The sequence below is a fragment of the Thalassotalea sp. Sam97 genome, assembly GCF_041379765.1.
GTDB classification, from domain to species: Bacteria; Pseudomonadota; Gammaproteobacteria; order Enterobacterales; family Alteromonadaceae; genus Thalassotalea_A; species Thalassotalea_A maritima.
On record NZ_CP166919.1, the window covers coordinates 1,704,744 to 1,727,408 of the forward strand.

General features: G+C 42.0%; 20 protein-coding genes and 1 pseudogene. 7 read left to right on the forward strand and 14 right to left on the reverse strand.

Annotated elements, in window-relative coordinates:
- The first annotated feature begins 5 nt into the window (after positions 1 to 5).
- Positions 6 to 698, forward strand: coding sequence for a type 1 glutamine amidotransferase domain-containing protein (locus ACAX20_RS07655; RefSeq protein WP_371189612.1), 693 nt, complete (start codon positions 6 to 8; stop codon positions 696 to 698).
- Positions 699 to 847: 149 nt separating this feature from the next.
- A complete protein-coding gene (locus ACAX20_RS07660) occupies positions 848 to 1,996 on the forward strand; it encodes an iron-containing alcohol dehydrogenase (protein WP_371185131.1) in 1,149 nt (382 codons plus the stop codon).
- Positions 1,997 to 2,260: 264 nt separating this feature from the next.
- Here the strand turns inward: ACAX20_RS07660 and ACAX20_RS07665 are convergent, their stop codons facing one another.
- Positions 2,261 to 3,430 (reverse strand): MerR family transcriptional regulator, encoded by a 1,170-nt coding sequence (locus ACAX20_RS07665; protein WP_371185133.1) that lies wholly within the window; start codon positions 3,428 to 3,430, stop codon positions 2,261 to 2,263.
- Between the two features lie 309 nt (positions 3,431 to 3,739).
- Between ACAX20_RS07665 and phbB the strand changes: the two genes are divergently transcribed.
- Both phbB and ACAX20_RS07675 read left to right on the forward strand, forming a co-directional pair.
- Positions 3,740 to 4,462 (forward strand): acetoacetyl-CoA reductase, encoded by a 723-nt coding sequence (gene phbB, locus ACAX20_RS07670; protein WP_371185135.1) that lies wholly within the window; start codon positions 3,740 to 3,742, stop codon positions 4,460 to 4,462.
- Positions 4,463 to 4,560: 98 nt separating this feature from the next.
- Positions 4,561 to 5,031, forward strand: coding sequence for a GNAT family N-acetyltransferase (locus ACAX20_RS07675; RefSeq protein ID WP_371185137.1), 471 nt, complete (start codon positions 4,561 to 4,563; stop codon positions 5,029 to 5,031).
- Positions 5,032 to 5,044: 13 nt separating this feature from the next.
- Here ACAX20_RS07675 and ACAX20_RS07680 read toward each other — a convergent pair whose 3' ends face one another.
- From ACAX20_RS07680 to ACAX20_RS07690, 3 genes are all read right to left on the reverse strand, one after another.
- Positions 5,045 to 5,545, reverse strand: coding sequence for an N-acetyltransferase family protein (locus ACAX20_RS07680; RefSeq protein WP_371185139.1), 501 nt, complete (start codon positions 5,543 to 5,545; stop codon positions 5,045 to 5,047).
- Between the two features lie 279 nt (positions 5,546 to 5,824).
- Positions 5,825 to 6,892 (reverse strand): helix-turn-helix domain-containing protein, encoded by a 1,068-nt coding sequence (locus tag ACAX20_RS07685; RefSeq protein ID WP_371185141.1) that lies wholly within the window; start codon positions 6,890 to 6,892, stop codon positions 5,825 to 5,827.
- Between the two features lie 71 nt (positions 6,893 to 6,963).
- Positions 6,964 to 7,251 (reverse strand): hypothetical protein, encoded by a 288-nt coding sequence (locus ACAX20_RS07690; RefSeq protein ID WP_371185143.1) that lies wholly within the window; start codon positions 7,249 to 7,251, stop codon positions 6,964 to 6,966.
- Positions 7,252 to 7,364: 113 nt separating this feature from the next.
- On the opposite strand from ACAX20_RS07690, the pseudogene ACAX20_RS07695 reads away from it, so the two are divergent.
- Positions 7,365 to 8,518: pseudogene (locus ACAX20_RS07695) on the forward strand (IS110 family transposase).
- A 794-nt stretch (positions 8,519 to 9,312) separates the two neighbouring features.
- Here ACAX20_RS07695 and ACAX20_RS07700 read toward each other — a convergent pair.
- From ACAX20_RS07700 to lrp, 10 genes are all read right to left on the reverse strand, one after another.
- The gene (locus ACAX20_RS07700) at positions 9,313 to 10,233 is read right to left on the reverse strand and encodes a hypothetical protein (RefSeq protein WP_371185145.1); all 921 of its coding nucleotides are present in this window, start codon (positions 10,231 to 10,233) and stop codon (positions 9,313 to 9,315) included.
- Positions 10,234 to 10,735: 502 nt separating this feature from the next.
- Positions 10,736 to 11,191: a hypothetical protein gene (locus ACAX20_RS07705; protein WP_371185147.1), complete on the reverse strand. Its 456-nt coding sequence runs from the start codon at positions 11,189 to 11,191 to the stop codon at positions 10,736 to 10,738.
- 671 nt (positions 11,192 to 11,862) lie between these two features.
- Positions 11,863 to 12,204 carry a hypothetical protein gene (locus tag ACAX20_RS07710; protein WP_371185149.1) on the reverse strand — a complete coding sequence of 114 codons (342 nt, stop codon included), beginning with the start codon at positions 12,202 to 12,204 and terminating at the stop codon, positions 11,863 to 11,865.
- Positions 12,205 to 12,372: 168 nt separating this feature from the next.
- Positions 12,373 to 12,888, reverse strand: a complete 516-nt coding sequence (locus ACAX20_RS07715) for a GNAT family N-acetyltransferase (RefSeq protein WP_371185151.1) — start codon at positions 12,886 to 12,888, stop codon at positions 12,373 to 12,375.
- Between the two features lie 119 nt (positions 12,889 to 13,007).
- Entirely contained in the window at positions 13,008 to 14,288 is a 1,281-nt protein-coding gene (gene serS, locus ACAX20_RS07720) for a serine--tRNA ligase (protein ID WP_371185153.1), read from the reverse strand.
- 13 nt (positions 14,289 to 14,301) lie between these two features.
- Positions 14,302 to 14,685: a fluoride efflux transporter CrcB gene (gene crcB / locus ACAX20_RS07725; RefSeq protein WP_371185155.1), complete on the reverse strand. Its 384-nt coding sequence runs from the start codon at positions 14,683 to 14,685 to the stop codon at positions 14,302 to 14,304.
- Positions 14,678 to 16,024: a replication-associated recombination protein A gene (locus tag ACAX20_RS07730; RefSeq protein WP_371185157.1), complete on the reverse strand. Its 1,347-nt coding sequence runs from the start codon at positions 16,022 to 16,024 to the stop codon at positions 14,678 to 14,680. The genes crcB and ACAX20_RS07730 overlap by 8 nt, the downstream gene beginning before the upstream one ends.
- Positions 16,025 to 16,050: 26 nt before the next feature.
- Positions 16,051 to 16,689 (reverse strand): outer membrane lipoprotein chaperone LolA, encoded by a 639-nt coding sequence (gene lolA / locus ACAX20_RS07735; protein ID WP_371185159.1) that lies wholly within the window; start codon positions 16,687 to 16,689, stop codon positions 16,051 to 16,053.
- A 9-nt stretch (positions 16,690 to 16,698) separates the two neighbouring features.
- The gene (locus ACAX20_RS07740) at positions 16,699 to 19,428 is read right to left on the reverse strand and encodes a DNA translocase FtsK (protein WP_371185161.1); all 2,730 of its coding nucleotides are present in this window, start codon (positions 19,426 to 19,428) and stop codon (positions 16,699 to 16,701) included.
- Positions 19,429 to 19,653: 225 nt separating this feature from the next.
- A complete protein-coding gene (gene lrp / locus ACAX20_RS07745; protein ID WP_371185163.1) occupies positions 19,654 to 20,127 on the reverse strand; it encodes a leucine-responsive transcriptional regulator Lrp in 474 nt (157 codons plus the stop codon).
- 222 nt (positions 20,128 to 20,349) lie between these two features.
- Between lrp and ald the strand changes: the two genes are divergently transcribed.
- Complete coding sequence (gene ald / locus ACAX20_RS07750) at positions 20,350 to 21,465, forward strand: alanine dehydrogenase (protein ID WP_371185165.1); 1,116 nt, start codon at positions 20,350 to 20,352, stop codon at positions 21,463 to 21,465.
- Positions 21,466 to 21,697: 232 nt separating this feature from the next.
- A complete protein-coding gene (trxB, locus tag ACAX20_RS07755; protein WP_371185167.1) occupies positions 21,698 to 22,660 on the forward strand; it encodes a thioredoxin-disulfide reductase in 963 nt (320 codons plus the stop codon).
- The last annotated feature ends 5 nt before the right edge of the window (positions 22,661 to 22,665 follow it).

Consider the following 22,665-nt stretch of genomic DNA (forward strand, 5'->3'; position numbering starts at 1 on the left):
TTATGATGAAAAAAGTACTTATTCCAGTGACCAATCACGCCACGCTTGGTGATACAGATCAAGTCAATGGCACGTATTCTCCCGAACTGACTCACGTTGTCCATGTCATAACGTCAGCGGGTTTGGATTATGATCTGGCATCGATCAATGGCGGTAAAGCGCCAATATATGGCACCGATATTGAAGGTGATAACGTAAATGCCGACGTTATCGCGGATCAAGATTTTCAAACGCGTATAAATAATACAATTGCCGTAGAACAACTCAACGTCGCTGACTACGATGCGGTGTTTTATCCGGGTGGTTTTGGCTTGCTATCGGACTTGGCGACAAACGAAGCGTTTGCAAAACTGAGTGCCGAGCACTATGAACAAGGCGGGATCATCGCGGCAGTATGCCACGGTCCAGCCGCTTTATTACCAATAAAACTGAGTAATGGCGAATCATTATTGTCGACAAAATCGGTAACGGGCTTTACTCGTGAAGAAGAAATTGACTATGGCACCATCAACGATGTGCCGTTCTTGATGGAAGAAGCACTTACCCGCGCGGCCGCACGATTTAGCAAAGTACAACCTTGGGGTTCATTCGTTATTGAAGATGATCGACTGATCACAGGGCAAAACCCTGCCAGTGCGCATGCTGTAGGTGAAGCACTGGTACGAATGATCAACACAAACAACGAATACAAAACATAAACCTAAAGGCTAAACTTTACGTACCGACTGAGAGTGTCAAGACGCACCTATTTCTCCTAAATGAGGCTCGAGGTATCAGTGGGTACCGCTTAAATAGCGAAAAATTTCAATTAGCTTTAGTCGCATAACCAGAATTTAATGAGGTAAAAATGATTTTTTCTTATCACAACGCAACGGCGATCCATTTCGGCCAAGGGCAAATCGCGAGTATCAAAGAGGCCATTTCAGCCGATAAAAAGATTCTTATTCTTTATGGCGGTGGCTCAATCAAGCGCAATGGCGTGTATCAGCAAACCATTGATGCATTACAAGCACATGATTGGCTCGAGTTTTCAGGCGTTGAAGCGAACCCAACCAAGGAAACCTTAGATAAAGCCGTTGCTATCGTAAAAGAACAAGATATCGATTTTATTCTTGCGGTTGGTGGTGGCTCTGTGATTGATGGCGCTAAATACGTTGCCGCTGCAGCCCATTACGATGGTGATGGTTGGGATATTTTGACCGGTGACTATAGCCCTGAAGTAGCAACACCCATTGGCGCGATTTTAACGTTGCCGGCAACGGGCTCCGAGTCAAACACCAACTCGGTGATCACCAAAGCCGAAACACAACAAAAAATGGCCTTCTCAGTCCCTTGTGTATTACCAATTTTTGCGGTGATGGATCCGGATGTGATGAAGTCGCTACCAGAGCGACAACTGGCCAACGGTATTGTTGATGCGTGGGTCCATGTGTGTGAGCAATACTTGACTAAGCCACAAGGGGCGCTGGTTCAAGATGGCTACGCGGAAGCGTTATTGCGTGCATTACATACGTTAGCGCAAAGCTATGAGCAGCGTGACAACGACTTATGGCGCAGTAATTTGATGTGGGCTGCAAACCAAGCACTAAATGGCCTTATTGGTTGTGGTGTTGCCCAAGACTGGTCAACACACATGATTGGTCACGAGCTAACGGCTCTTTGGCATGTTGACCATGCGCGATCATTGGCTATCGTACAGCCTTCATTGTTACGCAACCAAATAAACTACAAACGCGAAAAGCTAGAGCAAATGGGCCAAAACGTTTTCAACCTATCACCAGGTGACGACTTAGCAGAGCGTACCATTGACACCGTAGAAGCTATGTATCATACATTGGGCGTAGCTACGCAATTAACTGAACATGGTAACGATAAACAAGGTGCGATCGAGGCAGTCGTTAAACGCTTAGAACAACATGGTTTTACAGCACTATCTGAAAACCAAAGCATTACACCAAGCGAAGTGCGAGAAATATTATCGGCGGCCATCGCCTAATTAGCCTACGTAAAGCACTGCATCGCTGTCCTTTAACATTAAAAGTACCTTGGTTTAAAAAACTAACGTACTGATACAGTAGGATTTGAACCTCTGCCCTAACTCTGAGTTGGGCACAAACTTAGTGTAATTGGTATTAGTACAACTACTAATCCAATGACACAGTATTCATCTACTCGCGTTATGTTTGCGCGGCGCGAGTAGATGCTTTCCAGCTGTCGACACAATTATCGCAAGATTTATCCATACGCGTTGTTTTACCAACTAGGCCTTCTGAGCGACAAAAAATTGGTAGCCAAACTCACCCAAATGACGTCGATACAGATCCACTTCATTTTGGATGTCACTCACTGCTTGCGAGTTTTTCATCTTACCTGCTACAACATTTAAGCGTGCTTGAAGCGGCTCATAGTAATTCTTCCAGGCTCGTTCCGATACCGTGAAGGTTTCTACAAGTTTGTAACCCGCTGTTTGAATTTGTGCGATACGTTTATCAACCCGTTGAATATCGGGATAGTCTCGTTTCCAATAAACTAAAGCGTCATTACTCGGTGCGTCGGTTAACCACACTAAGTCACTAAACACTAACACACCGTCTTCTGCTAGTAGCGGTTTCCAATTAACCAACGCATTTTCGACCCCCATGATGTAAGCGGATGCCTCGGCCCAAATCACATCAAATGTGGCCTTATCGAAATCTAACTCAGTCATACTCTTGCATTGCACCGATACTTGATGACTCAAGCCGTTCAGTGCCAACTTCGCTTTTAATCCCGCTAGCGCAGATTCTTCATTGTCGGTTGCTATGATCGTTGCATCCGAATGTTTTGCTAGCGTAATTGTTGAGTTGCCTTTGCCACACCCTATTTCTAGAATATGTTTAGCCGTTATCGGTAGCGCATTAAACGCTCTGATGGTGTCTTGCTCGCAACTCGGCCCCCACGCATCAAGCGCTTCAAAAACACGCATGAAATCGTGCATATATTTATCATGTTCATTCATATCTTTTGATAACCATTTTACTCGAAGGGCCTCTTTTTCATCGTACCCTTGCACCTTTAACCAATCTAAATGCGCATCGGGGGATATTTCTGCAAGTTTTTGGTGCCAAAACTTACTGGGGTTTTCGCCAAGCAGCGAAGATAACAAAGCCAGAGATGACTGTTTTTGTTCGATCTCCTGTTGAAGCTCACGATAGCGAGTGCGAAGTACTGTTTGATCTAGTTTTTGCTCGAGGCACGACTTGCATTCGGCCAATGTTAAGCCGCCCTTTTGCAATTGTTGAATCAAACGAACTTGTTGCACATCCCTATCACTGTAATATCGGTAGCCATTGTCTTGTCGCTTGGCCACAATTAAATTAAGCTTTTCGTAATAAAGTAGTACTGTCCTCGATAAACCGACCCGCGACGCTAATTCCGATATTCGATACACAGAAAACCCCACATATTTACCAGCTGATAGAGACTGTAAACTATAAAGTTATAGACAGGTCAAGGTATAACGTCGATAACTTTCGATGTACATCACACAAGGCTTTAGTGCCCCAGTCTATGACTAACGTAAAAGCGATGCGTTTTTTGACTTACGTTTTAGGCTGTCAATTCATACCTAATGCAAATGAATGTATATTATCTGCACAAAATAGAGTAAATATACTATGTAAATAGATATTTATCGAATGACAGGACGTTGTACGCTCTTTGCGAGACTGTCGCTAATACGCTTTTAAAGGAGAAAATAATGAGTAGAGTTGCGTTGGTTACTGGCGGTACACGAGGTATTGGTGAAGCGATATGCGTAAGTTTAGAAGAAAAAGGCTACACAGTTGTTGCCAATTACTTTGGCAATACTGAGGCAGCAGAAGCGTTCAGCAAAAAGCATGGCATCACCGCGTTGAAATTTGACGTTGCAGATTTTGATGAGACGCAGCGTGCGGTTAACGATATTGAAGCAGACTTTGGTGGTATCGATGTATTAGTGAATAACGCCGGCATTACTCGCGATGGTACCATGCACAGAATGTCACCTGAAAACTGGCAAGCAGTGATTAATACCAATCTGTCATCATGTTTTAATACCTGCCATGCGGTGATCGGTGGCATGCGTGCGCGTGGTTATGGTCGTATCGTCAATATCGGCTCAGTTAATGGCCAAGCGGGTCAGTACGGACAAGTAAACTACGCTGCAGCTAAATCGGGGATTCACGGCTTTACCAAAGCGCTTGCACAAGAAAATGCCAGTAAAGGCATCACAGTCAACGCAGTGGCACCGGGTTATGTTGACACCGACATGGTGCGCGCAGTTCCAAAAGATGTTCTTGAAAAAATCATTAAAACGATTCCTATGGGCCGTTTAGGTAAGCCGGAAGATATCGCCAGAACCGTTGACTTTTTAGTGAGTGAAAACGCCGACTTTATTACTGGATCAACACTGTCAATTAATGGCGGGCAGTTTATGTACTAAGGTTGATTCGTAGACTTTAGTGAATGGTCGACTTAGCCTAAAATAAACGAGTCATAGGCTAAGTCGGTATCAGTTTTATGCAAAGGCAATAAACAACCATGGCAAATATACTCGAAAACCAAATCCACCACCTTAATGACTTTATCCGCTTAAATGAGCAGTGGATAAGCGCGCATTTTCAGCTTGAACCTGTTGATATGAAGCTGGCGGACAACCCAAGAGTGATCATTGATGATGGCGGCTATGTATTTACCCTCGTAGATCAAGGCTTAGTGATCGGGGCCTGTGCTCTTTTTAATCAGGGAGGTGGCGTATTTGAGCTCGCTCGTATGGCGGTGGAGCCACGTTATCATGGTAAAGGCTATGGTCATAAACTTATTAATACCTGTCTGGATAAACTCGCCAAGATTAAGGCTAAGCACGTTTATTTGATATCAAACACTAAGCTAAAAGCTGCGGTACACCTTTATAAAAACCATGGTTTCATGGTTGAATGGCAAGGTTCACACCCTATATACGCTAGGGCCAATATAAAAATGTCTCGGCCTATCATCGCAAATATCTTATAAGATCCTTAAAATATTATTGCCCATTAAGATCAAAATGAACTGTCCAGTAACCAACATCTAGCCATTGTCCAAACTTCAAGCCAACCTCTCGAAAATGGCCTGATTTTTCCATGCCAAACTTTTCATGAATGGCCACGCTTGGTGGATTAGGTAAGGTGACAACCGCTATGGCACAATGAATGTTCAACGCCTGCAAGCGGTCGAACAACTGAGAATATAGACGGCTACCAACGCCTTTTAAACCCGCCGTTGGTGAAACATAAATAGTCACCTCGACCGTATGGCGATAAGCAGAGCGGTCGTGCCAAAATTTAGCATAAGCAAAACCACATACCCTACCGTCTTCTTCCGCTACAAGCCACGGCATACCGGATGAGATAATTTTATCAATCCGTGATGACATTTGAAAATCATCTACCAGTTCTTCTTCAAACGTCGCTGTGGTATTGGCAACATAATGGTTATATATTGCTGCTATGTCTGCTGAATCACTATCTGCTACGTCTCGGATCATATGTACAGCCTAAAATAATTTGTTAAATGAAATACTTTAAAAAGATCGTATACGTTTTTGCAACAAGAAGACAAGATAACCTTACAATAAATACGTGGGTAACTATCTGGTGCAATTAGGTTAATTGTTTCGTTGTGATTTATTAAGATGGAGTATGTGGTTTAGGATCGAGTTGTTGTCTTACCCCATTTTCATGGCATACTGTCATTGAAGCTGGGGATATATTTATGAAAGAGAACATATGACGTATGTTGGCATAATCACCCTTTCACCATAAACCTAATACTCTACCGAATCTTTGGTCAGTAAATCCATTAAACCAACCAGGGCAATATAAAGAACCGCTCCCACAGGCCACAAAATCCAAGTGGTGCCCCAATCCATTGTCCACAAACTCCAGCCTAAAAATATTGCCGTAAGTAAAGGCCAGTAAAATGTCGCAAAGCTTTCTATTCTCTTATCGCGCTCGGCCGTTTCATGTTTTAGCTTTATATCTGCCAAAATATTTTGATACGCTGTTGATCTCGCTGACACTGGTATCACCAGTACCAAACCGGCAGCAATGCAGAGCTTTAAGACAATCAGCATTAAAATGAGAATATCTGTTCCTTGATTAAATATGGCTGAAAATATTAAGGCCAATGGGCTGAGAATGAATAGACCGACACCAATAGAGAGTTTTTTGTTGTAAATTGATTGGAATTTGCTTAGTTTTTCACTGAACACACTGTGAACGCCATAAGCCAAGTCAAACGATTTATCATCTACAATCGCTGTCTTAGCTTTAAAATTATTGGCTTTAATAAAGTAGCTAACGGCAATAGAGACCATAACCAAAAGGCCAACAATGCCAAACGCTGCCGCCGTAGTTGTACTGATATTTATGCGTTGATTTTGCGCCATCGCCAACAAAAATAATAACGGGATCACACTACACAAACACAAAATAACCCCTTTAGTGACTAAAGCAGATACCGCCAATTTGCTTTCGACATAGACGTTTGCTTGGTCTAAGTTAATAACGGGTGTCTCTGATGCGGTATCAGTCCTATTGTTTTGGAACACCTCGTTTTCATCAAGTAAGAGAAAGTCTGTTGATACATTGAAAATTTTTGCAAGTGCGATAATTTTATTAAGTTCAGGAATGCTGTTAGCACTTTCCCATTTTGAAATTGACTGACGAGATACACTCACTTTTTCTGCTAGTTCTTCTTGCGACCAACCCAACTGCTTCCTTAACCGGATGATTTTTTCTGCCAAGATCATAATATGTTTCCTTTTCACTTTATTGAACTTTGAGCATAAAAGATAGAGCAGTTGCAAAGTATATAAATGAATGAAATACATACAAATTGTGAGGAAAGAACATCAGCCAAGTTTTAGACGTCCAATCCTTTAACTGCTTGTTATGTTGACTATTAGCTTAAATGGGTAATTATTTTACTAGCCCACTTATCCATTGTTTTGTTTGGTGTCAAAGATAGAACCATTCCAAATAATGGAACTATGGCAGCAAATAAAACGGCAATTATTTTAGAAATTTGGTCAGTAGTGGGTACGCCATTAATTTCAATAACTGCATTTGGGTAAAAAGCAGATTGAAAAAAAAAGAATACCAATATAGACCCTATTATTATTAATGTGCCACCTGCAAGCCTCGCTAAACCGACAACAGCATCTATTTTTTTCTGTAATTCTTCATCCATACGCTTGTAAACATAGACATAATGACTCCCCACGAGGTGCTAGCCTCCAATCGTGGGTTAGCTTAAAGCCAGAGCCATAATTAGTTTGTTAAATAACTAAAGCGGAGGCTAGCATGAATAAACATAGCATACTTTTCATAGAGTTAGATACTCATAAAGAATTTTCTCAAGTCGCACTACTTGAAGATGGGCGTGGTGTGAAAGCTGTTAATTACGGCAAAATAAAAAGCAACAAACAATCCTTTATTAAACTCGCTAGAATACTTCAATCAAAATACCCAATGGCAACACTTCATTTTGTTTATGAAGCAGGTCCCTGTGGCTATTGGGTTTATCGGTTGCTAACAAGCCTTGAACACTGTTGTTATGTGGTAACCCCTTCTCTCATTCCCAAAAAACCTGGCGAGCGAATTAAAACCGATAAACGCGATGCACTGAAATTAGCTAAATTACTCAAAGATGAAGAGCTAACCGCTATCTATGTGCCTGAACCAGATGATGAAGCTATCCGCGACTTATCTCGCGCAAGAGACCGCGCTATGAACGATTTAAAAGATGCCAAATATCAACTCAAGGCGTTGTTTCTGCGCAATCATATTCAATGCAAGGTAATGATAATTGGAGCAATCAACACTTACGTTGGTTAACCGAATTGGTTCTGCCTCACCCGAGTCAGCAAATCGTCCTAACAGAATACATTAGCACTATTACAGAACGGTTGAAGCGTTTGTAGCGACTAGATAATGAACTTCATCATCAAATCAAAAATTGGCGCTTCTATCCTGTAGTAAAAGCCATTCAAGCTATGCGAGGTATTCGCATTGTTGCCGCCACTGGGATCATTGTTGAGCTTGGCGACTTACGCCGCTTTGATCATCCACGAAAGTTAATGGCCTACTTAGGTCTTGTTCCATCAGAGCATACCAGCAGCGACAAGCGAAAACTTGGTAGCATTACCAAAGCTGGAAACATCCGCGCAAGGCGCTTATTGGTGGAATGCGCGCATTCCTATAAACACAAACCAAACGTATCGACAGAGCTTAAAAAACGGCAAGAATCCATCAGTAAAGAAGTTAATGATATCGCTTGGCAAGCTCAATTACGTTTATGCCGTCGATACCAACGATTGATGGCAAGAGGCAAACACCGAAGTGTGGTGGTAACGGCTATCGCCAGAGAGCTGATTGCTTATATTTGGGCAATATCTAGGGAAGTCGCCGTAGCGCCAGTAAAACCTGAACTGCGTATTTCTAGGGTTCCGGCATGATTGAAAGATTTGAGATAGCACATTGGATCAAGCATCGGCTGTGGCACAACCACCGAGGGCGTTAGGCTGGCAAGTTTAACCCATTAACCTTGAACCGCGAACATAGACTGAAGCACGGTGCCACGACGAAACAAGTAAGGTAGGCTCTGTTAATCAACAGATTAATAATCCACGAATACCAGCAAGATAACCGACGAAATTACTGGCTTCATTCAATGTGTTAACTCATTTATTTGAAAGTAAATAAGCAATGGCGTGAAAATAAATGCTAGGGAACAGTGTGATTTTTCTTGACGTGGGGAGTCATACCAACGCCCTAATAATGGGCAAAAAATTGTTGGCTAAAATGTTGAGGAACGAAAACAGCCAACTGTTTTTTGTCCTTGTTTATTAGCTTGTTATATTGCTTTACGTCTTAACAACTTTCCAGAGAAATTTACATATAAATAATAAAGATAAGATCCCTAGAAACATTAAAGGTACAGATATACCCGTAAAATATAGCCACATTTTTCCCAATTCTTTAAGTGACGTACAACCCCAACAAGAAGCTGTTTTTACGACAAAAAGAAGCAAATACATTGCTTGGCTTGTGATAATAGAGCCAATGAGGACTACTTTACACAGATATTTAAAATCTGGGAATTCATCACTTTTGGGGGACATTAGGACTGTTTAACCTCGAGCAATATAACGCCTCGTTAAGAGGCAATAAAATAGTTGGCTAAAATTAGCGACGAATGAGCAAAAGCCAACTGTTTTTTGTCCTTTTAAACGACTTGTTAGGCAATTTTTTAACTACTACTAAAAAAGAATGTCTTTCTAGCTTCATCGTCATGTAGATTATATTTGGCTAAATGATGATGAGTTGCAGGAGCCGATTCTGAGTACAACTGGAAAGGTAATTCATCTATACATATTTCTGAAAATACAGCTGAAAAATCCTTTTCATAACAATCTTGTAAAAGTTTTAAATTAGTGGATGGAAAACTATCCTTAAACTCTTTATTAAAATCAGGATAGAAATACCGGATCAGAGAAGCCTCAAACAAGGATATTCGTTCAGGTTCACTTGTATCAAAAAGTTTGTCTAAACCAGCCTTTATTCTTGAGCCATCATCTTGCTTTTGCGCTCTAGGGTTTAACATTGTAACTAATTGATTATTTGATTCTACAGATAAAAGCAATAGTGATAGCTTGTAGTTTTCAGGAACACCTTTGAGAGATATCTTTTGCAAAGTTTCATGTTTCTTAAGACGATCAAGAGCATTTCTTGAGCCGTCTTTTCCATATGCTTGACCAATGTATTTTACTTCAAAAAACATACTGTCAGAAACAAACTGAAGTAGTGTTTCTTGTGATATGGAAAACTTTTCTCCATCACTCCGCTCAAGGTAACTATATCCGTCTAGTTGGACTAATTTATGATCTTCAGGAATTGGTAATTTTATCACCTTGATTTCATTCGCTACTTTGAAGGTGATTTCTAATTCACTATCTTGCTCAATGATATTTTCAATAGCTACATTAGGTAAATAACCTATTAAATAGATATGGCAATCTTTAATCACATGCTCATATTGCGCTAAAAGTTCTTTGTCATATATAAACTCAGCTGGAAGTGTACAATAACTTGAAGCATAGAGGCTTAAAGCGTGCTCTACATCGAACTCTTTTTGATCGAGCCAATTGTTAAAAGAATCTTCCTTTACCATTGTGAATCCTTATGCGAAATGTGACGAATTGCCTAACGTCCAATACAAAGGTTACTTATAGCATTTAGCGTAGCGTTTATAAATAACCCTTTGATATTTCTTGTTATCTGGCAGTCAGACCTTAGTCTGCTTTGGCTGCGAACTGAAGAAAACGGCGAAAATTTAGCACTTGAGAGGGAGTTCGATTCCTTAAGTATTGTTTCGGTCTGTCTGTAAAGAACCACCGACTCTTTCAGCAGCCTAAACAATACTTAAGGGGAATAGAAAACAGTATAGTCCCTGTCAAATTTCCTATTAGATTTTGTCGTTCTATAAACAGGCTTAATTATACTGAATAAATATACAGTATAATTATCTTTAGCCTACACTGTATATGGACTCGTCAGTTTTCGATTGCAGATAACGCCCGCCTATGGGGCAAATTGAGTGGGCTAAACTTGAGCGAAGCGAAAAGCCCGCGAAAATTTGTCCCAGCGAGTTTACGAGCAACATAAGGCGCTTGTTAGTTGCCATATGTCCTAGCTGCCATTTTTAATAGATGCCAACATATAAACGCAACTCCCCCCATAATAGCGAGCCTAAACTGCCAGTTAGCGTGACTACTAGCTGAGTCTTGGTTGCTTGATATTGCTTCCATTAACCCTTCGGACGCAGCCTTAATAAAGTTAGGACTATTACCTACTTCTGGATGAGTACCATTTTTTATACGCAAATATTCAGTATTAGAATATAAGATTGAATTTACATATTGGATTTGACGGCAGCCACAAAAAAAGCTCCATGCCCAACAAACAACAGCTACCCCAAGCGGTAGAAGGGTAAGAGAAAAAACACTATCTTTCGTTATTTGTACCGAGAAAGCTATTGCAGAAGCCGTTACGGCTAACAGAAAATAGACATATTTATCTTGAGAGGTTCTCAGCTGGTTATGTAGTTGTCTAATTTCTTCTTGTGACACGATGACTCCCTTGGCAACTAACGTCCAATACAAAGGTTACTTATAGCATTTAGCGTAGCGTTTATAAATAACCCTTTGATATTTCTTGTTATCTGGCAGTCAGACCTTAGTCTGCTTTGGCTGCGAACTGAAGAAAACGGCGAAAATTTAGCACTTGAGAGGGAGTTCGATTCCTTAAGTATTGTTTCGGTCTGTCTGTAAAGAACCACCGACTCTTTCAGCAGCCTAAACAATACTTAAGGGGAATAGAAAACAGTATAGTCCCTGTCAAATTTCCTATTAGATTTTGTCGTTCTATAAACAGGCTTAATTATACTGAATAAATATACAGTATAATTATCTTTAGCCTACACTGTATATGGACTCGTCAGTTTTCGATTGCAGATAACAGCTTATTATGTAGACGTCTCAGTAATGTCAGTCTACGATTAGTTAATTAAATTAACAAAAATCTGCATTAATTCAATCCGTTACCAATAAAACACAACCTCTGATCTACCTCTAGTGGGATATTACTGATACTTCATAGTAATATCCCGTTATAAATACCATTTTTATAGCGCTATTTCATGATGTTAAAGGTAGGGATTTGACATTTTGGGTATTTACTGAGAATTCTCAGTAATATCGAGGACGTTTTATGCAAAGGTCGGTAGTCATCACATAACAGCCTAATCGATTTCTAAAACTTGATATTGGGCGTTATGGATTGATATCTCTTTTAAATGATGCAAAACAACGACCACACCCTTCATATCTGTTTTTAATTCGGCGTGCCTACCATAAATAACTTTAAACTTGTTGTCGGCTAGTTCGCCATTCAACACTTTTTTTACTTCCAACTCATATAAGTAAAATGTGGCCCACGTATCACACTGGTCATCAATGCACATTACTGTGGATTCAACACCAGTATCTGCAAGGAATTTCAAATCAGCTAGGGCTTCCAATGGCTCTGATGAATGCGAACTTAATGATATTGAGGTGCTAAACAATAGTGCAATAAATTTCATTGACCTCTCCATACTAACAATGACCGCCGCTCGCCACCGCATTTATTATCAATAAATTACGCTATTTAACCAACTGGCGCAAATGCAGTACATTAAGCTTAAGTTAGCGTAAATAATAAGGTAAGTACTAACGGTCGGCGATATAGCAAAATAGATCACTCATCAACCTTACTCACCCGTCGCTGAAAACGCCTCATGATAAAACACTTCACCTTGTGGTATATCGCCTTTTAGTAATAATGCTTGAAAGTACTCACTCGGCACATCAGCAAGCACTAAGCCTGCTTTTGGTAAAAAGCCGAATCGTTGGTAGTAGTTTGGATCGCCAAGTAATACGCAGCCTTTGCCAGCAATCTTCTTCACTTCTTCTATAGCGGTATTCATCAATTGCGATCCGATACCTTGGTGCTGATGATCCGGGTGGACAGATATTGGCCCTAGCCCATACCAATCACTTGTGCCATCGGTGATGGTTACCGGTGACAGTGCGACGTGGCCGATAATCTCACCGCTCGGCACCTCTTCGGCAACGAGAGAAATTGTTAACGCACCAGATTGTCGAAGAGCCTTAACGATAAATTGTTCGGTATGGCCAGTATGCGGTGCATGTAAAAATGCGGAAGTCGTCACATCATGAATAGCCTCAATATCATTACTATTCTCATGGCGAATACGAATTGTCATATTTTACTGTTCCTGAAATTGAATATTGATTAATTATAGTTGCCAAGATCATGCCGTGAATTCAACTCGGCATAAAAAAGGCACCTGTTGGTGCCTTTTAATGAACGGTGCGGAACGGATTAACCGATGTGGGTTAAGCCACCCATGTAAGGTTGCAATACCTTAGGGATCTCAACACGACCGTCTGCTTGTTGGTAGTTCTCTAAAATGGCGACCAAGGTACGACCTACTGCTAAGCCTGAGCCATTTAAGGTGTGCAATAGCTCTGGTTTTTTCGCATCTTTGGCGCGGAAACGTGCTTGCATACGACGCGCTTGGAAGTCACCCATGTTTGAACATGATGAAATTTCACGGTACGTGTTCTGTGCTGGTAACCATACTTCAAGATCGTAGGTTTTGGTTGCACTAAAGCCCATATCACCAGTACATAGCGTCACTTTACGGTACGGTAGCTCTAATAATTGCAATACTTTTTCAGCATGCGATGTTAACTCTTCTAATGCATCAAATGATTTTTCTGGATGCACTAATTGAACTAGTTCAACTTTATCAAACTGATGTTGGCGAATTAACCCGCGAATATCACGACCTGATGAGCCCGCTTCTGAACGGAAACATGAAGATAATGCAGTGAGTTTAATTGGCAACTCGTGTTCTTCGATGATTTCATCGCGCACCAAGTTGGTTAGTGGTACTTCTGCCGTTGGAATTAACGAGAACTTTTTGCTGCCGAGATCGGTGTGGAACAAATCTTCACCAAACTTTGGTAATTGACCGGTACCATATAACGACTCGTGGTTAACCAATAACGGAACATTTGCTTCGGTGTAACCGTGTTGATCGGTGTGAAGGTCTAACATAAACTGACCAATCGCACGGTTTAAACGCGCCATTTGACCTTTCATTACCACAAAGCGAGTACCACTTAATTTTGCACCGCTTTCAAAATCTAAGCCTTTATCAAGCGCTGTGGCGATGTCAACGTGGTCTTTTACGTCAAAATCAAACTCACGTGGCGTGCCCCAACGGGTTACTTCCACATTATCGTCTTCATTAGCGCCTGCAGGTACTGAATCTGCAGGTAAATTTGGTACTGACGAAACGATGGTATCTATTTTAGCTAACAATGTTGCTAATTCTTCTTTGGCTAAGTCTAGCTTAGCGCCAAGTTGACTTACTTCATCTAGCAAAGGCTTGATGTCTTCACCACGGGCTTTGGCTTGACCAATAGACTTGGAACGTACATTACGCTCATTTTGTAAGTTTTCGGTGCGTACTTGCAATTCCTTGCGTTCTTCTTCTAAGGCATTGAATGTAGCAACATCCAATTCAAACCCACGGCTTGCCAACTTGGTAGCAACCGCGTCGATGTCACTTCTTAGTAATTTTGAATCTAGCATCTTCTATCACGTGTTATTTGTTAGTTACCAGTATAAGACCCAAAGCCGCTGCGCCGATGCACAACAGAACATTGAGTATTACATTTGCCATCGCTTTAATTAAATCCCCCTGCTGAATTAACAGCACGGTATCTAATGAAAACGTTGAAAAGGTCGTAAATGCGCCTAAAAAGCCAATACCAAGCATAGTACGATAGACTACAACGTCAATTACACCTTGTTCGATTAATCCGTATAAAACACCCATAATGAGCGAGCCCGTTATATTAACGATCAAGGTGGCAAAAGGGAATCCCTTTCCTAACCAAATTAATGCCATATGGGACATAAAAAACCGTAAACAGGCACCTAATGCACCGCCAATGGCGACGAATAAATACAATTTTAGACTAGTCATAGCGTCGCCTTTTTGCCATCAAATCGAGGCTGTGCAGGTACTCCAACTTTTCTTTGAGTTTAATTTCCATGCCCCGTTCATTGGGATGGTAAAACGCAGCGTCTGCAATGTCTTCAGGAAAATAGTTCTCACCGGCGGCATAAGCGCCATGTTCATCGTGAGCGTAGCGATACTCTTGGCCATGCCCCAGGCTTTTTGTGAGTTTTGATGTGGCATTACGCAAATGCAACGGCACCGTTAAGTGCCCGGTATCTCTTGCCAATTGGCGAGCCGCTTTAAAGGCGGTATAAACTGCATTACTTTTTGGTGCGAGGGCTAAGTAAACGGTGGCTTGGGCAATCGCCCGCTCACCTTCAGCCGGACCGACTCGGTGATAGGTATCAAAGGCGTTAACGGCCAATTGCAAAGCGCGCGGATCAGCATTGCCAACATCTTCACTCGCAATCGCTAATAATCGTCTTGCAACGTAGAGGGGATCGCCACCACCTTCTAAAATTCGGCAATACCAATATAACGCCGCATCGGGATCTGAGCCACGCACCGATTTATGAAACGCGCTGATCAAGTCGTAGAAATGATCACCGCCCTTATCGTACAACGCTTGCTTTTCGCCGGCGACCATATTGATGATATCAAGGCTGATATGAACCTTGTTGCCTTCATGCTCAGCAATATCAACGCAATTTTCAAGTAAGTTAAGCAAACGCCTCGCATCACCATTAGCAAGTCCCATTAACGTTAATCGCGCCTTGTCATCAAAACTGATCTCTAACTCGCCCAAGCCATCAACCTTATCGGTTAACGCACGTTCAAGAACTTGTTCAAGCTCTTGCTCACTGTGAGTTTTCAGTAAATAAACACGAGCACGCGACAACAACGCTTGATTCAGCTCAAACGACGGGTTCTCTGTTGTGGCACCAATAAAGGTAATGGTGCCATCTTCGATAAACGGTAAAAATGCGTCTTGTTGCGATTTGTTAAAGCGATGCACCTCATCAACAAACAAAATGGTGCGTCGATTTTGAGCTTGGGCAACCAGTTTTGCTTGCTCTATGGCGCTGCGGATCTCTTTCACCCCAGAGGTAACCGCGGAAATACGCTGAATTTCAGCATCGGCATAACGGGCAATCAGCTCTGCTAAGGTGGTTTTACCCGTACCAGGTGGTCCCCAAAAAATCAGTGAATGACATAAACCCTGCTCAATGGCTAAGCGCAGTGGTTTACCCGGCGCAAGCAAATGCTGTTGGCCAATATATTGCTCGAGCGATGTTGGCCGTAATCGAGCAGCCAACGGAATAAACTGATTTTGGTGGTGAAAGTCTAAATCAAGAGAAGCCATAATACCTATGAGTATACCAACAAGGTTTAGCGTTGATCGTCTAAGTCGACACCTTCAGGCAACTCAAACATAAATAGGCTCGGGCTCGGCTGTGGTGTGGTCACCATATCTGTTAAACGAAACTGGCTTAATTGCCCTGTCGCGTCAGTCACAGTAAAGGTGGAAATAAGTCCATTAGCAAAGGTTAATTGCAACGAGATAACTTGTGCATTCTCATCTTTAGAAACGATAAGATAACGATCGTCTAGTTGCTTTTCAACTCGGTAGTCATCCCATGCCTGCTCATTAAGACCGGTTAACAGCAAAATGGGGGTGTTCGCGACCGCGTTATTAATGGCATACGCCGATACCTGCTCAACGAATGGGTTATAAAACCACAGTGTTTGGCCATCACTGATCACCAAGGTTTCATCCGGTGCTAACGTTTGCCAATGCAAAAAGTTTGGTCGTTTAACAGCTAAGTGACCATTAGACTGTTGAATTAGGTTACCGTCTGCATCAATCACATCTTGATTAAATTCAGCTTTAAAGCCAGCCACGCTCGCTAATTTTTGCTGTAACTCGTGTTTAATATCGCTAACTTGTGACGCCACTGTACTGGCACTGCACAACAACATTGCACTGACGGCGGTTGTGATGACGGTATTTTTGAATTTTTTTAACATATTATTTATCTACATTTTAACCGGTGGTGGTGCAAGGACTTCGCGTTGCCCATTGTGAGAAGGAGAACTTACAACGCCTGCTGCTTCCATATCTTCAACGATACGGGCAGAGCGATTGTAACCAATGCGGAATTTACGTTGAACGCTAGATATCGATACGCGACGTGATTCAGTAACAAACGCCACGACTTCATCAAATAAAGGATCGGTTTCTGCATCATCGCTTTCGGCAACCTCACCAGGTAACAGCGTATCTTCTCCACCCTCTCCTGATAAGATGTCTTCAATATAATTTGGTTCCCCACGTGATTTCCAATCGTTAACCACGGCGTGTACTTCGTGATCGTCAATGAACGCACCTTGAGCACGTACAGGTACGCTAGTGCCTTGTGGCAAGTACAACATGTCACCATGACCTAGTAATTGTTCAGCGCCTTGTTGATCCAAAATAGTACGTGAATCAACTCGTGACTGCACGGTAAGCGCCATACGAGTTGGAATGTTTGCTTTGATCAAACCCGTAATAACATCAACCGACGGGCGTTGTGTTGCCAAAATAAGGTGAATACCCGCTGCACGTGCCTTTTGTGCAATACGCGCGATAAGCTCTTCCACTTTTTTACCAACAATCATGATCATGTCAGCGAACTCATCGACCACAACTACGATAGAAGGCAGTTTTTCCAATACAGGCGGGGTTTGATCAAAACCATCAGTCGGTTGCCATAATGGGTCAACTAGCGGTTCACCAGCTTCAATCGCTTGTTTAATTTTTTGGTTGTAGCCTTTTAAATTACGAACGCCTAATGCAGACATTAGTTTATAACGACGTTCCATTTCACCCACACACCAACGCAAAGCGTTTGCCGCATCTTTCATATCGGTTACGACTTCCGATAATAAGTGCGGTATTCCTTCATAGATTGATAGCTCAAGCATTTTCGGGTCAATCATGATAAAGCGCACGTCTTCAGGTGTCGATTTGTATAGCATCGACACAATCATCACGTTAACCACGACCGATTTACCCGATCCCGTGGTACCGGCAACTAAGATATGCGGCATTTTTGCCAAGTCTGCGACAACCGGATCACCCGCAATATCTTTACCTATCACCATCGCCAGTGACGATTTAGCATTATTAAAATCATCACATGAAATGATTTCCGACAAACGTACCATTTCACGATGTTTATTCGGTATTTCTAAGCCAATAACCGATTTTCCAGGAATTACTTCTACGACGCGAACACTTGCAGCAGATAATGCGCGTGCTAAGTCTTTCGACAAGTTGGTGATTTTACTCACCTTTACTCCTGGCGCTAAATCAAGCTCAAAACGGGTAATAACAGGGCCTGGATATACGTCCGTCACCTTGGCTTCAACAGCATAGTCAAGCAACTTAGCCTCAACCAAGCGGCTGACTTGGTCGAGCTCTTCTTGGGTAATTGGGTTTTGAGCCTTGTCTACTCGATCCAATAAATCAATGGTTGGCATACCATCGTATTTATCGGCTAATAGCTCCGATGGTAATTTTTCGCGTTTAGCGGCAATCGCCTGCTCAATAACATTAGGCTCCACGAATGTATCGTCATCAGCAACATCTACCTTGGTCACAGGAGCCAGAGCAACATCTAATGCCTCTTCTGTTAAGCTATCGTCTAGATTGCCAATCGATGGTTCATCAATCAATTCATCGATATCAATAAAGCCGTCGTCACTGACTTGAGGGATTTTTGTCGTGTTATCATCACCAATAAATGGTGCTTTATCTTTTTCGCTAACACGTTCAGCATTTGCATTATTTGATTGACCAAAGAGTTTGGCTGCTAAATCTTGCTCAGCCTCTATGGTGTTATCATAATTTTCAGTGGCTGCGTGTTCAGGCTCTACATTAGCTTGCGCGAATTGAGCGTTGGTGTCTTCGTTAACACCTGTTGTTATTGTCGGTTGTGCCGTCTGCTCAGCCAAACTTTTTTGTGCTTTGTTTTTATCGGCACGTTTATCGACAGTCTCAACCTGGGCACTGGCAACAACTGGGTTGGCGGTCGCCTTGTCTTGTTTTGGCGGTTGCTTCTCTTGATTCGCTGACTTGCTTGGCGCAACGCTGCTGTAATGGCCAACAACCCGACTAACCCCCGACTTAACCATATTAAATATGTTAATGGCTACCTCGCCAACAAAGTCAATCATGGTAAATAAAGATATACCGGTAACTAACACAATACCTGTGGCGATCATAATGATGTATAACAATGAGCTACCGTGAATGCTTAAATAAGGCAATAAGCTGTCGGCGATAAAGGTACCGACTAAACCACCGGAGGAAAAGCCATGAAAATCGTCAACATTCATGGCAAAACTTGCTGTCATGGCAACGAGCAACATGATTACACCAAGCAACTTAAGTGCTAATGTAAAAAAGTCTACTTTAAGTAACACGTGAATGCGTTGAAACAAAAGCCAGCCACCAACGGCAAGTGCAAATGGCAAAACATAGGCGATGGCACCAAAAGTAAATAGCAATATATCCGATAAATAGGCACCGATTGTGCCACCTTTATTTTGCACTGTGGCATGATATGCCGTTTGTGACCAACCAGGGTCGGACGGATCAAATGAAAATAAAGCTACGATCAAATACAAGGAGAACACGGTAGTAAAAATCAATCCCGCTTCTAATAAGCGTTGACTACCGGATAGTTTAGAAGACTCTTTAGCGCTCAAGGTTTGGCCCATCGAATATTATTGTTATACAAATGTACTTTTTATAAATGTATCTGCTGTTCACTTCATATTTCTTTAATCGATGCTCGAAACATTGTTGTTAAATGCTCCTGCAACATCGACAGCGCGGTCCAATTTCTTAACCGATCTCGCAACAGCGCTTCATTAAAGCAGATTATTCCCCTAAATTAGCAGAAATCAGCAAATGATAAAACTGTTTGTCTGGTGTTATTCTCATTAAACAAACTGAATGGGTAATTTATTATCAGTTTTAACCTCTTGCATCACCACATAAGTGCGACTTTCGGCAACAGACGGTAGTTTCAATAAGGTATCACCTAGCAGATCTCGGTAGGCTATCATATCGGATACACGAGTCTTTAATAAAAAATCAAAGTTACCGGATACTAAGTGACACTCTTGAATTTCGTCGAAACGCATCACCGCTTTCGCAAAGTCATCAAAAACATCTGGCGATGTACGCGTTAGTTTGATTTCGACAAAGACTAATAACGCGGCATCTAGGTACTTAGGATTTAAATTAGCACTGTAGCCAGTGATCACCCCATCGTTTTCCAATTTCTTAACTCGCTCTAAACACGGCGTAGGACTTAGCCCTACCCTCTTAGATAACTCAACATTAGATAACCGACCGTTTTTTTGTAACTCTTTTAAAATGTTTTTATCGATACGATCAAGCTTTCTGTTCATAAAAAAAGCACCCTAGATAAATAATCTAAAAATACAGTTTACTACGATATTTTCATCTACAAAACTAAAAATTACAATAACTTCCCCCAAGAAAACACCGTTATAATGCACAGATTATAAAACAGTAGGCAAATTGCTTATTAATCAATACTAGGTAGATTTTGTCGTTGATGAATTTATTGACATTTCTGCCATAACTTAAACCAAGTCGAGAGAAAAATTATGATTATTGGTGTACCAAAAGAGATTAAAAACCACGAATACCGCGTAGGTATGGTACCTGCTAGCGTTCGTGAATTGATCAACCATGGTCACGACGTGTACGTTGAAACTAATGCTGGCGCTGGCATTGGCTTTACCGATGCTGATTACGTTGAAGCCGGTGCATCTATTTTAGATACTGCTGCTGAAGTATTTGCTAAAGCAGAAATGATCGTAAAAGTTAAAGAGCCACAAGCTGTTGAACGTGCGATGCTACGTGAAGGTCAAATTCTATTCACCTACTTACACTTAGCACCTGATTTACCACAAACAGAAGATTTGATTAAGTCGAAAGCAATTTGTATTGCCTATGAAACAGTGACCGATGCGAACGGTGGTTTACCACTATTAGCACCTATGTCAGAAGTTGCTGGTCGCATGTCAATCCAAGCTGGTGCACAAGCTCTTGAAAAATCTAACGCCGGTCGCGGTATGCTACTAGGTGGCGTTCCGGGTGTAGAGCCAGCCAAAGTGGTTGTTATCGGTGGCGGTATGGTTGGTAACAACGCGGCACAAATGGCTGTTGGTATGGGCGCTGACGTTGTTGTGCTTGACCGTAACATCAATGTATTACGTCGTCTTGACGCACAATTTGGTAATCGTATCAAAGCGGTATACTCAACCGCTGATGCATTAGAGAAGCACGTACTGGAAGCAGACCTTGTTATCGGTGGCGTATTGATCCCAGGTGCAGCAGCTCCAAAACTTGTAACCGCTGAACACATTAAAAACATGAAACCTGGTTCGGCGATTGTTGATGTTGCAATTGACCAAGGTGGTTGTATTGAAACGTCTAAGCCAACAACGCACGCAGAACCAACCTTCATCGTAGATGACGTTGTTCACTACTGTGTAGCTAACATGCCTGGTGCTGTACCTCGTACATCGACGTTTGCATTAAACAATGCGACCCTACCGTACATCATCAAGTTAGCAAACTTAGGTTACAAAGATGCCCTATTAGCAGACGAGCACCTACTTAACGGCTTGAATGTAATTAATGGTCAAGTAACTGTAAAAGAAGTTGCAGAAAACCTTGGTTTTGACTACGTAGAACCAAAACAAGCTCTAGCGTAATTGATTGATAAACATGCACTAACTGGCGAACGTTCGGTCATGTCAGTAGCGTAGAGTTTACAAAATTGATACTTTTAAAAACGCAACCATCAATGGTTGCGTTTTTTTATGGTTGTCGCACTTGTGATCTTGTCATATCATCCCAATCATTAAACATATCGTATTAACAGCCTAATGGCCGTTTTGTGCACAGGCACAACAAATTATCGACGAAAATATTTTGGAGTAATTCATGAGTGATGTAAGACATTGCCCTCTTTTGATTCTTGGTTCTGGTCCTGCTGGTTACACAGCAGCGGTTTATGCAGCACGCGCAAACTTGAAACCAGTACTGATCACCGGTATGCAACAAGGTGGTCAATTGACCACAACAACAGAAGTTGAAAACTGGCCGGGCGATGCGTCTGACTTAACAGGCCCAGACTTAATGGTTCGCATGCAACAACACGCTGAGAAGTTTGATACTGAAATCGTATTTGATCACATTGATGACGTCGATTTTTCGAAAAAACCATACACGCTTAAGGGCAGTGTTGGTACCTATACGTGTGATGCGCTTATCATCTGTACCGGTGCGTCGGCACAATATCTCGGTTTAGAGTCAGAGACTGCATTCATGGGTAAAGGTATCTCGGCCTGTGCAACGTGTGATGGTTTCTTCTACCGCAACCAAAAAGTTGCTGTAGTTGGTGGTGGTAACACGGCAGTAGAAGAAGCTTTATACTTAGCGAACATCGCCTCTGAAGTTCACTTAATTCACCGTCGTGATACGTTCCGCAGTGAAAAGATCTTAACCAAGCGTTTAATGGATAAAGTAGAAAATGGTAACATTATTCTGCACTTAGACCGTACACTTGATGAAGTATTGGGTGACGAGTCAGGCGTAACAGGTTTACGTTTACAAGACACCAAGTCTGACGCAACCGAAGAAATCGATGTAGCAGGCTGTTTCATTGCCATCGGTCATAAGCCAAATACTGACATCTTCCAAGGTCAGCTAGAAATGAAAGATGGCTACCTAACCATTAACAGTGGCACCAATGGTAATGCGACGCAAACCAGCAAAGAAGGTATTTTCGCCGCTGGTGACGTAGCAGATCATATCTACCGCCAAGCGATCACCTCTGCAGGCTCAGGCTGTATGGCAGCGCTTGACGCCGAACGCTACTTAGACGCGTTAGCTAGCGAAAAGTAAGGAAA